Here is an 11,342-nt window from a genome sequence, read left to right as displayed (position 1 = left end):
CCACCACCCGCGCAATCTCCGCGTTCGGGACACCGTCATCGAACAACTCGACCGCCCGAACACGACGTGCCTCCGCCAACTGAGGCCGTGATAAAAGAGGAAGTGAGGAGCCGGCAACCGGAGAGGAAGGTTGATAAGCCACCCCGACAGCCTCCCACCCACACACCCACCACACCCACCGAACTTACGAAAAGATCAGTAGGGCGTGTATCGAAAGTGGCGACGGTTCGCTGCTCCTCGAAAAGATCAGTCGCAGTGATGCTCACGAAGGTTGCGGACTCTGGGCCGTGTCGTGGGCCAGGTCGGCCAGTCGTTCCGCGTCGGGGGTGCCGGGTTCGGCCGACCAGAGTACGAGTTGCTGTTCTGGTGCGCCGGCGTAGCGGAAGGTGTCCCAGTCGAGGGTGAGTTCCCCGACGCGGGAGTGGGTGATGCGTTTGCTGCCGAAGTCCTGGTGTGCGACGCGGTGCTCGGCCCACCAGACCCGGAATTGCTGATCGGCGACGGCCAGCTCGCCCACCAGGGCTGTGAGGGCTGGATCCGTCGGATTCGTTCCGGCTTCCATCCGCAGGACTTCGACGCAGGTGCGGGCCACGTCCTCCCAGTCCGGGTAGATGTCGCGCATCACCGGATCGGTGAAGACCATGCGGACGTAGTTGCGCTCGGGCTCGGGCACGGCCGAGAAGTCGCATAGCAGCTGTGCTGCCAGTGGGTTCCAGGCGAGGATGTCGAGGCGTGGGCCGAAGACGATACCGGGGGTACCGGTGAGCTGGCCGAGCAGCCGGGTCAGGTGCGGGTGCACTTTGGGGCGCGTGGACCGGCGCGGCGTCTTGCGGTGTCCGGCGCGCGCGGCCTGGTCGACCAGTCCTTCCACGTACGTCCTCTGGTCGGCGTCCAGCCGTAGTTCCCGCGCGAGGGACTCGAGTACCGGCGGTGACGGTGCCAGTCGGCCCTGCTCGATGCGTACGTAGTAGTCGGTGCTGATGGTGGCGAGCTCAGCCACTTCCTCGCGGCGCAGTCCCCGCACGCGGCGCTGGGTGTGGGTGCGCTCAGGAAGCCCGACCTGCGCCGGTGTGAGTTCACCACGGCGATGCTTGAGGAACTCACCGAGCTCACGAAGATGCGCGGAATCAGCCATTCCTCCAGCATGGCACCGAGGGAAAAGCTCTGCCTGGGAGAGATCCTTCCTAGGAAGCAGCCCGACCTTCCCGGGCCCCGGCCGTCAGCCGGACAGTGGACACAGGCCCGCAGATCGCCGGCCGGCACTGATTCCCCCAGGAGCAGAACATGAGGACCGACGTCCGATTCCCCACCAACGGCCTGCAGCTCGCCGGCCACCTCTACCTTCCCGAGGACAGCGACGGCCCGCTCGCCGCCATCGTCATCGGCCACCAGACGACCGGGGTCAAGGAACAGTCCCCGGCGGTGTACGCCACACGCCTGGTCGAGGAGGGATTCGCCGTCCTGACCTTCGACGCCGCCTTCCAGGGCGAATCCGAGGGCATGCCCCGCGGACTGGAGGACCCGTTCCAGCGCGCCGAGGACTTCCGCGCGGCGGTCTCCTACCTCACCACCCGCCCCGAGATCGACCCCGAGCGCATCGGCGTGATGGGCGTGTGCGGCTCCGGAGCCTACGTGCCCTACGCCGCCCAGACCGACCACCGGATGAAGGCCGTGGCCGGCGTCTCCGGGACGGACGTTCCCAGCTTCTTCCGCGGCGCCGACCCCGAGGGCTGGCAGCAGATGGTGGCGAACTCTGGGAACCTCCGCAGCGCCGAGGCCGCCGGCGAGCCTGCGGCGACGTTCGCCGTGCTCCCGGAGACGGCCGACGCCGACACCCCCGCCCCGACGGCCGAGTTCGTCGACTACTACAAGACGCCCCGCGGCATGCACCCGCGCTCCACGGGCGACCTGGTCGTGCGCAGCGCCGACCTCCTCGACCAGTTCGACTCCTTCGCCGACGTCGCCAAGATCGCGCCCCGCCCCCTGCTCATGATCGCCGGTACCGAGGCGGTGACCCGCGGGTTCTCCGAGAAGGCCGTCGCCGACAGCCCCGGCAACGCCGAACTGTTCCTCGTCGACGGCGCCACCCACGTCGACCTGTACGACCGCGACGAGTACGTGACTCCCGCCGTCGCCAAGCTTGCCGAGTTCTTCAGCAAGCACCTCGGCTGAGCCGGCAAGCGTGAGCGGTCATCCAGCGGACGCCTCGTCCGCGCTGCGGGTAGATCCCCCTTGGTGGTCAGGGTGGAACGTCCCCGGCGAGAGTCAGGCGCCCGAGTGTCGCGAAGGTGCTGGTCACAGCCACTCCCCGATGGCTGCGACCAGCACCACGGCCTCGTAGCTAACGGCAAGCTTGTCGTATGATCCCGCACTCGACCGCATGGCGCTCGCGGTAGTCGGCCGGGTCGAAACGTGGCGGCCGGCCGCCACGGGAGCCGAGCTTCTGGCGGTTGCGTGCCTGGTCGGCCTTGTCGGGGATGGTGCAGCGAATTCCGCGGCGGCGCAGGTAGGCACGGTTCTTGCGGGAGGCGTACGCCTTGTCCGCCCGGACTCGGTTGGGGCGGACACGCGGCCGGCCCGGCCCGATGCGGGGCACGCGGACCTTCTCCAGCACGGGTTCGAACTGCGGTGAGTCCCCGTGCTGTCCCGCCGTGAGCACGATCGACATGGGCCTCTGGCCCTGCTCGACGGCCAGGTGCAGCTTGGTGGTGAATCCGCCGCGCGAGCGTCCAAGGGCGTGATCACCAGGTTCGACGAAGATTCCGCCCGGTGGTTCCTTCTGCAGATCGCCCTGCTTGCGGGCCCCGGCCGCGTGCTGGTGGGCGCGGCAGACCGTGGAGTCGACGTTCAGGTCCCAGACGATCGTTCCTTTCGCATCGGCCATGGACTGGAGCCGGGTGAGGATCCGGTGCCAGGCGCCGTTGCGCTGCCATCGGCGGAACAGGTCGTAGACCCGGCTCCACGGTCCGTACTCGGCGGGGACGTCTCGCCACGGCACACCGGTCCGGACCCGGAACCGTATGCCGTCGATCAACTGCCGCCGAGGCCAGACCGGCGGTCGCCCCGTCTTCGTGCCCTTCGGCAACAACGGCTCCAGCACCGCCCACTGCTCGTCCGTGAGATCTCCCCGACCCATGAACCGTGATCATTCACAGCCCAAGATCCACTTTCGACACACGGCCTAGAAGGCGGAGCCCCGCCGGAGCTGCGGGAGCCCCTGGGTACGGGCGGTCTGCCCGGCGTCCCGGCACATCCACTACTCAGCCGGTGCTCGGCCGAGTAGTGGAGACGCAGGTTGCTGGTGAGGAGTTTGATGTTGAGGCCGAACACTGGGCCCCGGCGACCGAGGGTCGCCGGGGCCCAGTCCGTGGTTACCGTGCTGGCTGGCCAGCGCCCGAACACATATCGAGCGAGCCGGGGGACTGGTGGGAAGCGACGGGCTCACCGGGCGCCGCGCCGACCGTCGCTCCGCAGACAGGGCAGGACCCCTCGCACACTCCGGGGTCGAACCGGGCGCCAGGGCGGGTGAGGGAACAGCAGTCCATCAGTACTCCTGTCGTGAGTGGTGCTGATAGAGGTGGTGCTGTGCTTGTCCGCTACCCGGCAGCCGGAGCCGAGAAACGCGTCAGAAAGTACTCTGGAGGTCGTATTTCTTTCCCCCGGGTCCCTGCCCGGGCCGCGCGGTCTGCGTGAAAAGACAGTAAATGCGGGATCCGTTGTGGAATTTCACGCCAACGCCGGGATTCGCCGCCTCATCCGAGTATGGGTAAACGGTTTCGATCTCGTCGCAATGAGCGTGAGTGAGGGCAGCGGCAATATATTTCTTGGCGCGGTCCGGCGTGATTTTGCCATCCTCGTACAGGTCAGGCAGTGCCACCTCGTCTGGGGCATCACCGTGGACTGGCGATTCAGGCTGCTCAATCCGTTCACCCGGAGCGGTTGTCATGGTGACGCCCACCCAGAGTTGCGCACCAGACGTGAAGCTAATTTTAAGGCCCTTAGTGTGATCTCCTCGATCCCATGAGGTCACGTCCTGAATATCCGGCGCCTTGGAAAGGGCCTCCGACGCGAAGGGTAGAAATCGGGCGGTGCGCATGGGTTTCCTTTCGTGGCGGCATGCCCATCGTAGAAGATGCACGACGCCGTGGTGGCACGCAACCGAGGTGATCTTGAGTCGACGGAGGTGAGGCCCGAGTGGCCGTCCTCGGCGTTCCGCTATCCGGCTGCGGCACCTCGACTGCGCCGTGGTGCGCCTGGAGGACAGCCGCGGTGCGGCAGCGAGGCCAGTGCGAGGGAGGCAGTCGGCGAAGCCGCTCCTGAGGGGCCAGGCGATGAACTGCGCGAACACGGACCCGGCGACGAACCGCACCGGGCCTTGCGGCAGCTTCGAGTCAGGGAATCCGGCACAAGAGGAAACGGGAAACTACGGTCACTCCCCGCACGCACGGCCCGGACCCCCTCACCACCGACGACGGGCACATCCACTTCGGTCGCTCCCCGCACGCACGGCCCGGACATGACCACCATGACCAAGCGCGCGGGCGAGCACGGTCGCTCCCCGCACGCACGGCCCGGACACGAGGGTGTCGGTGGAGATGACGTGCACCACCGGTCGCTCCCCGCACGCACGGCCCGGACGTAGAACTTCCTTCACCACCTGTTACCTGTACCGGTCGCTCCCCGCACGTACGGCCCGGACCCAATGGGGCGGGTCGGTCGGCGTACATACCGCAGACGGTCGCTCCCCGCACGTACGGCCCGGACGTCATCCCTGCCGAGGCAGGGAACAATGTCAGCGGTCGCTCCCCGCACGTACGGCCCGGACGCGGCCCTACGGCACCCTGGCACGGTGGACCTCGGTCGCTCCCCGCACGTACGGCCCGGACGCTCACTGCCTCAACTCCCGTCGGCGGAGGGCGCGGTCGCTCCCCGCACGCACGGCCCGGACGACCTCTTCGGCCCCGTCCTCGGCACCTACCCCGGTCGCTCCCCGCACGCACGGCCCGGACGAAGAGGGTCGCGCCTTCGCCCCGGACCAGGGCGGTCGCTCCCCGCACGCACGGCCCGGACTCCCACCGGGAGCCGCGGAGCCTCACGACGGCCGGTCGCTCCCCGCACGCACGGCCCGGACGGGGCGAGGGTGAGGAGTCCGCAGCCGTATGCCGGTCGCTCCCCGCACGTACGGCCCGGACCAGGCATGGCCAAAATCGAACTGACCGACGAGCGGTCGCTCCCCGCACGTACGGCCCGGACCAGGCATGGCCAAAATCGAACTGACCGACGAGCGGTCGCTCCCCGCACGTACGGCCCGGACTCTTCCTGAGCTGGGGCGTTACGGCCGCTTTGCAGTTTCTTGACCAGGCGGGCGGTGGGTGGAGAGCGTCAGCGGATTGCTCCGCTGAGGTGGCACTGGCCCGGGTGGACCGGTGTCTTCCCGTTTCATCGTCCCCTGCCGTTGAGCCCGTGGGCTCGGCGGTCTGACAGGGACTCGGCGGGCGTTTTGTGTCTCCCCTCTACCAGGGGCGACAGTGTGATCGACAGGGACCGCGTGCGCTGCAATGTTCTGTGCGGCGTTGAGATCTCGGTCAATACTGAGGTTGCAGGTAGTGCAGTGGAACACCCTGTCCGCGAGTGTGAGACGTGGGTTTTGCCACCCACAGGCGGAACAGGTCTTACTGGAGGGGAACCAGCGGTCGAGGACCGCCAGAGCAGAGCCGTACCAGGAAGTTTTATAGGTGAGCTGGCGGCGCAGCTCGGCCGGTGAAGCGTCGAGGATGGACCGGTTCAGTCCAGCCTTCTGCCGCACGCGGCGGCCCGGTTTGTCGACGGTGCCGCGGGCTGTTCGGGTCATACCGGCGACGTTGAGGTCTTCGACGGCGATCTCGGCGAACTGCGTGGAGAGGATCTTGGTGAGGGCGTGGAGGGCGGTGCCGCGCCGTACGGCGACTTCGTGGTGAAGGCGGGCGACCCGGCGCCGGGCTTTGGCCCGCCGCGCCGATCCCTTCTCGGTGCGGGCCAGGGCTCGCTGCGCCTTGGCGAGGCGGTGCTCGTTCTCGCGGACGTGCCTCGGGTTGACGACGAAGGCACTGGTCTCGTCGCCCGGACAGAGGGGCTTGGACAGGACCGCCAGGTGCTTGACTCCGAGGTCGACTCCGACACGTCCGCGCGCCTGCTGGCGGCGGGTCGGACGGTCGGGCAGTTCGGTAGTGACCTTGCACAGAACCGACGCGTACCAGCGGTGTCCTGCCCGCGAGACGGTGACCGACTGGACCACCGCCTCCTCTCTGCTGATGAGACGGCCGAGCCGCTTCGCGGAGTCGTGGAGGCGAACCTCGCCAATGGCGGGCAGCCGGAGGCGCCGGTATCCGTTGAGCCGGATCCCGGGGGATTTAACGTCGTGGTGGAGACGGAAGGTGTCCTTCGCGCGCCCCTTCTTCTTGAACCGCGGGTAGCCCACTCGCCGTCCTGCCCGCACACCCCGCAGCGAGTCCAGCCAGTTTTTCCATGCCTGGTCTGCGTCCAGGAACGCTGACTGGAAGGCGTAGGTGTTCACTTCGTGCCACCACGGGCACGGCCGGTGGGGGCCGTACGCGCCTTCGGGCAGATCCTCGGTTCGAGAGTCTCCTTTGATCTTGTTGAGGTGCTTGTAGATTCCCGGTTTCGTCGGCACCGGTACTCGCACCTTCTTACGGGCCGCGGCTTCGTCGAGTCCTTGCTCGACGAGCGCTGTGACCTCGCGCCGCCACGTCATGTGCGCGGCAACCTTCATCCCCAGGGCGTGGTTGAACGCCCACCGTGCCGCACCGGCATGCCGATTGAGTGCCTCTGTCTGGGCAGCGGTGGGCGCGAGCGCGAACTTGTACGCCCGCAAGACGATCTGCTGCACTGCACACCCCCTGCCCGAGGTTCGCGAGTCGAAGTGCTCGAACTATAGAAGCAGCCACTGACAATCGCGGTTTGGGCCCTCCACTCGGCTGCTGTGGTGTTGAAGCGGATGGTGGCAACGCCGCGATGCGCGGGATGTCAGTGCCGCGAGGTGGCCTCGTACGACTGGTACCGCAAGGTGAAGCAAGTCACATCTTTGTATGGAGAATTACGGTCTGTGATCCCCTGCCCAGAGTGTCAACTCCGGTACTCGAAACCACCCCCTCGGGGGCGGATTCATTCGTCCCGGTGGCCGTACGTGCCCCGTTCGCGCCGAGGTCGTTAGTGATGCGACGACATAGAGACCGGCGGCGCCGCGCGGCTCCAGGGTCCTGGCAGACGATGAGCCGCGCGGCGCCGCCTTCTTACAAGGAGGCTGCCTTGACGCCACCCCCTGAAGACCCGCAGTCGCCTGCGGGTCGCTCTTTTGCCTTGCAGGCTCCGACGGAAGCCGCCTTGGCGTCGACCGGACCGGGCACCCTGATGGTTCTCCTCGCGGTGGGCAACCAGCCGCCATTCCTGGCGCTGGCGCTCTCCCTCGCGATGGTCATCGGACTCCGCATGGCGCTCCAGCCGACATCGGCCTGGCGCAGGGCGTGGCGGCGGCTGCGCCGAAGCATGTAGCCCACCATCCCGTCTGCACCGGCCCGTCGTCCCCCTGGGGCGGCGGGCCCGTCGTTGCGTATTGGGCATTCAGCATGTACTTAGCCCTTGTACTGCCTGGCCAACGACCCACCTACGGGCGGGCCACGGTCTGTCACTCGTAAGGAGTAGGCCGAATGGGTGACCGGTCGGTCGGCGGGTCGTTAGATACAGAACACGTGGAAGCCGAAACGGCAGGTCAGCGGTACTCGTACGGGGCTCCACCCCGCCACTCGATCATCGCGGAGCCGGAGGCGACGAGGTCGTCCGCGTCTTCGAGCCCCGCAGCCCGAAGGAATTCGACGATGTCGGCGTCGCGGTAGGCAACGCCGAGGATCCGATCGTTCACCGTGACACGCCGCCCGCCATCCGGCGACGGTCGGTGAACAACGATTGGTGCGCGGGTCACGAGTTCCAGGGTGCGCCCGTACGGGCCCGGCGGCACGTCGAGCGCCGAGGTCCGGGCTGCCGTTCAGCCCCTCTGTGGAAACAGGAGGCGAGCGCCCTCAACTACCAAAGTGCGCTTCGCCGTCCGCAGTCGGCCCCTTCCGGCAGACACGGCCGGAAGCAGGCAGCGGTCGGCCAGGTGGTGCCGCAGAGGGGGACGGGCGTGGGATCACGCGCCCCGGCCTGCCTTCCCAGGAGTGGGCGAAGGGGGGGCAGGGGGTTCGCCTCAGTTCAGACTTCGAACTCACCGCGGCTCAGCGCGCTGATGAACGAACGCCAAACACCTGCGGAAACCACGAACGCGGGTCCCTGCCGAACCTTGGAGTCGCGTACTGCCATGGCGCCGGGCATCAGCCCACCCTGGACACACGCTCCCCCTTGGTTGTTGCTGTAGCTGGATGAAAACCAGTCCACGCTCAGGGCGTCGGCTCGTATGCGCATCAACTCTCCTCTGCCCGTGCCGGTACGTCCTTACGCGATGGCCGTACTCAGATCGGACGGTTGTGGAACCGTCGGCAAGCCCGTCGGCGCCGCGCCCCGCCCGTACCGCGGTCCTTGCCAGGGAAGGTCAGGATCAGGGCCTGGTGAAGCCGTTCCCCCGGACCTCGGCGACGAAGCGCGCGAACACGGGCGGGGCGACCATCAGAAGCGGGCCTTCCGGCAGCTTGGAGTCCCGGACTCCGACAGCCTCGTACGAGGGTGCCGTCAGATCCGCGACCTCAACGCACTGGCCCTGGCCACTCCCGCTACGGGAAGACTTTCTCCAGCCACTCGACCAGGGCGCACCGCTGGTCGCCCCTCGGCCGGGCTCCAGCTGGCCCCGGCCTCTTGGTCGTGGAAGCTGGCCGTCTTCGTGAGTGGCCTGGTTGGCGGGAGTGTCTTTTCCGTGCGGTGTCGGCAGGGCAGGATCGGCGGTATGAGAATTCTTGTGGTCGGGGGCACCTGGTTCCTGGGCAGGGCTATCGTCCAGGGTGCCCTGTCGCGGGGCTGGGACGTCACCACGTTCAACCGGGGCCGATCGGGGCAGGACGTGCCCGGGGCGGAGCCGGTGCACGGTGACCGGACCGTGGCCGAGGATCTGCGCAAGCTGGCCCAGGGGGGACCCTGGGACGCGGTCATCGATACGTCCAGTTCAGAGCTCGCGCCGCGCGATGTGCTGCTGGCCACGACGGCCCTGCAGGGCCGCACCCGACGTTGGGTGCACATCTCCACAGTCTCGGTATACGAGGGGTGGCCCCACGAGCCTCTGACCGAGGCGTCGCGGGTGCTGGAGTGCCCCGCTGATGCGGACGTGTCGTTCGGGTACACCGGTGAGGACGGCAGCCCGACGGTGTACGGATTCCAGAAGGCGGGCGGTGAGCGTGCCGTGGCGCAGATCTTCGGGGACGGTGCCGTGTTCGTGCGTCCGGGGGTGATCCTGGGGCCCGGTGAGTACGTCGGGCGGCTCCCGTGGTGGCTGGACCGTGCACGGCGGGGTGGTCACATCCTGGCGCCCGCCCCGGCAGAGCAGCGGATCCAGCCGGTCGACGTACGCGATGTGGCCGCGTTCGCCCTGCGCCTGGCGGGCGGGTCGGTCGGCGGGGCGTTCAACGTCGCGCACCCCGACGGCATCTCGTTCCGGGACTTCCTGGACCAGTGCCTGGCGGTGACCGGAGGGGTCGGCGAGCCGGTGTGGGCGGACCCGGTGGTCCTCGCGAGGCATGAAGTGCGGCAGTGGACGGAGCTTCCGCTGTGGCGGACGCACGCGGGGGTGTGGTCGGTCGATTCCGGGCGGGCCGTGGAGGCGGGGCTGCGGTGCCGGCCGATTGCCGACACTGTGCGGGATACCTGGGGCTGGTGGTCGGGCGACGGGCGTCCCGTGGACCACTCCAGGTGGGCGGAGCACGGGATCGCCGCGGACAAGGAGGCTCGGATTCTCGCCTCCCTGCAGGATCAGGGCTCGATCGCCACCAGTGGCAAGGGGGGTCCGAGCCGGTAGGGCGGGGACACGCGGGTGAACTCCTCGATCCGGGTGCGGAGATCCGCAGACAGTGGGGAGCCGTGGTAACGAGGGCCCGCGAGGTGGCGGGCGACGCGGGCGGCACGGACGACTATTCCGGTGTTGCGCTGGTCGGCAGGGACATCCCACAGCCCTGTGAGGGCGTCGGCCGCCGCTTCGACGTCGTCCACGAGAAGCCGGGCGTGGGCGAGGTCCGCCGCCGCACCCGCCCTCACATGAGTGGACCGCTCCCCCGGGGGCCGTTCCCCGATCAGGGTGAGCGCCCGGTCAGCCTCGACCGCGGCCCGTGCCGCGTCGCCGATCAGGAGTGCCGTGGTGCTGTTGGACATGGCCAGGCGCTCGGCGGTGAACCCGAACTCGCCGCCGACCGCGTCGTGGAGGTCGTCCCGCAACTCCTGCCCGGTGTCCCGGGACAGATCGATGAAGCGGCGGGCGCCCGCGGTGTCACCGAGGTGGGCGTGGGCGCGGGCCGCAATAGCCTGCAGACGCCGTAGCGCGGTGCTGCCGAGACCCGCATGGGAAAGAGCCCGCCGGGCCTTGGCCAGGGCTTCGTTCGGCTCACCGCTGTGGTAGGCGATGTAGGCGAGGGTGCCGTCGGCGTATGCCTGAAGCGGAGTGAAGCGGCTGCTCTCGCCATACAGGGCGGCGGTGCGCGCGAGAGTGCGGGCGCTGGGGAAGTAGCCGAGGTCGAACGCGCAGACGGCCAGGAGGGCCGCCACCTGGCCGCTGAGGATCATCAGCGTCTGCTGCTGGACGGGGACCTGGGTCCGCTCACGCTGCCGTTCGAGCTCGCGGCGCAGATCGTCGGCGTCCTCGTACGCCCTGGCGGGCGGGAGACGGTGGTAGTCGCGGGCCAGGGTGTTCATGCGGTCGCGCAGATCGTCGATGCTGTTGTCGGAGATGGACGCGGCAGCAGTCATGCCGGCGCCGTCGTGGGCTTCGCGTGCGGTCATGTGAACTCGCTCTTCCAGGTTGAACGCGGATTCCTGGGGATCGTCCGCAGTGCCCGGCGGGCCGAACAATTGCTCCGCCGTGTATCCGGGCCACATCGCCTGCAGGATCTGGCAGGTCTCGGGACCGGGTAACCCGGCGAGCTTGCCCCCGGTCCAGCGGCGGAACTGCGTCTCGCCGCAGGTGGGGTTGTGCGGGCTGTTCCCGAAGAGCCGGGTGCCCGTTCTGCTGAACCGCTCGTCGAACCGCCGGTAGGTCAGACCACCTTGCTCGCACAGTTGCGCGAGCAGCGTCCTCGGTGTGTTTCTCACGTTCCGCCCCCAAATCTGCGGTGCCGCTTCCGGCGGTGCGCGGGCCGATCCCTTCCCCCGCAGGGGAC

Annotated in this window: 10 protein-coding genes and 1 pseudogene; 3 read left to right on the top strand and 8 right to left on the bottom strand. The window is 68.5% G+C overall.

What is annotated here, in order from left to right:
* Positions 1-262: 262 nt before the first annotated feature.
* Entirely contained in the window at positions 263-1,135 is an 873-nt protein-coding gene (locus tag ABZ714_RS28875) for a helix-turn-helix transcriptional regulator (protein WP_358828292.1), read from the bottom strand.
* 149 nt (positions 1,136-1,284) lie between these two features.
* Between ABZ714_RS28875 and ABZ714_RS28870 the strand changes: the two genes are divergently transcribed.
* Positions 1,285-2,172, top strand: a complete 888-nt coding sequence (locus ABZ714_RS28870) for an alpha/beta hydrolase (RefSeq protein ID WP_358828291.1) — start codon at positions 1,285-1,287, stop codon at positions 2,170-2,172.
* 123 nt (positions 2,173-2,295) lie between these two features.
* Here the strand turns inward: ABZ714_RS28870 and ABZ714_RS28865 are convergent.
* The 3 genes and pseudogenes from ABZ714_RS28865 to ABZ714_RS28855 form a co-directional block, all read right to left on the bottom strand.
* Positions 2,296-3,136, bottom strand: a pseudogene (locus tag ABZ714_RS28865) (IS5 family transposase).
* 489 nt (positions 3,137-3,625) lie between these two features.
* Positions 3,626-4,096, bottom strand: coding sequence for a hypothetical protein (locus ABZ714_RS28860; protein WP_358828290.1), 471 nt, complete (start codon positions 4,094-4,096; stop codon positions 3,626-3,628).
* Positions 4,097-5,332: 1,236 nt separating this feature from the next.
* Entirely contained in the window at positions 5,333-6,886 is a 1,554-nt protein-coding gene (locus ABZ714_RS28855; RefSeq protein ID WP_358828289.1) for an RNA-guided endonuclease TnpB family protein, read from the bottom strand.
* A gap of 494 nt (positions 6,887-7,380) precedes the next feature.
* On the opposite strand from ABZ714_RS28855, the gene ABZ714_RS28850 reads away from it, so the two are divergent.
* Positions 7,381-7,548 carry a hypothetical protein gene (locus ABZ714_RS28850; RefSeq protein ID WP_358828288.1) on the top strand — a complete coding sequence of 56 codons (168 nt, stop codon included), beginning with the start codon at positions 7,381-7,383 and terminating at the stop codon, positions 7,546-7,548.
* 217 nt (positions 7,549-7,765) lie between these two features.
* Here the strand turns inward: ABZ714_RS28850 and ABZ714_RS28845 are convergent, their stop codons facing one another.
* From ABZ714_RS28845 to ABZ714_RS28835, 3 genes are all read right to left on the bottom strand, one after another.
* Positions 7,766-7,915: a hypothetical protein gene (locus ABZ714_RS28845; RefSeq protein ID WP_358828287.1), complete on the bottom strand. Its 150-nt coding sequence runs from the start codon at positions 7,913-7,915 to the stop codon at positions 7,766-7,768.
* A 329-nt stretch (positions 7,916-8,244) separates the two neighbouring features.
* Entirely contained in the window at positions 8,245-8,454 is a 210-nt protein-coding gene (locus tag ABZ714_RS28840; protein WP_358828286.1) for a DUF397 domain-containing protein, read from the bottom strand.
* Positions 8,455-8,587: 133 nt separating this feature from the next.
* Complete coding sequence (locus ABZ714_RS28835; protein ID WP_358828293.1) at positions 8,588-8,827, bottom strand: DUF397 domain-containing protein; 240 nt, start codon at positions 8,825-8,827, stop codon at positions 8,588-8,590.
* Positions 8,828-8,929: 102 nt separating this feature from the next.
* Between ABZ714_RS28835 and ABZ714_RS28830 the strand changes: the two genes are divergently transcribed.
* On the top strand, positions 8,930-9,991 hold the full coding sequence (locus tag ABZ714_RS28830; RefSeq protein ID WP_358828285.1) for an NAD-dependent epimerase/dehydratase family protein: 1,062 nt from the start codon (positions 8,930-8,932) through the stop codon (positions 9,989-9,991).
* Here the strand turns inward: ABZ714_RS28830 and ABZ714_RS28825 are convergent.
* Positions 9,946-11,274, bottom strand: a complete 1,329-nt coding sequence (locus tag ABZ714_RS28825) for a DNA-binding protein (RefSeq protein WP_358828284.1) — start codon at positions 11,272-11,274, stop codon at positions 9,946-9,948. The two genes, ABZ714_RS28830 and ABZ714_RS28825, sit on opposite strands and share 46 nt — an antisense overlap.
* Positions 11,275-11,342 lie beyond the last annotated feature (68 nt).

This window comes from Streptomyces sp. NPDC006798 (assembly GCF_040635975.1).
GTDB lineage: Bacteria > Actinomycetota > Actinomycetes > Streptomycetales > Streptomycetaceae > Streptomyces.
The sequence above is the reverse complement of the archived record's forward strand: the minus strand, read 5'-3'. Positions and strand labels throughout refer to the sequence as shown.

What these genes read in the sequence shown, in the direction of transcription:
- ABZ714_RS28875 (WP_358828292.1), bottom strand. Translation starts at nt 1,135, where the DNA reads ATGGCTGATTCCGCGCATCTTCGTGAGCTCGGTGAGTTCCTCAAGCAT.
- ABZ714_RS28870 (WP_358828291.1), top strand. Translation starts at nt 1,285, where the DNA reads ATGAGGACCGACGTCCGATTCCCCACCAACGGCCTGCAGCTCGCCGGC.
- ABZ714_RS28860 (WP_358828290.1), bottom strand. Translation starts at nt 4,096, where the DNA reads ATGCGCACCGCCCGATTTCTACCCTTCGCGTCGGAGGCCCTTTCCAAG.
- ABZ714_RS28840 (WP_358828286.1), bottom strand. Translation starts at nt 8,454, where the DNA reads ATGCGCATACGAGCCGACGCCCTGAGCGTGGACTGGTTTTCATCCAGC.
- ABZ714_RS28830 (WP_358828285.1), top strand. Translation starts at nt 8,930, where the DNA reads ATGAGAATTCTTGTGGTCGGGGGCACCTGGTTCCTGGGCAGGGCTATC.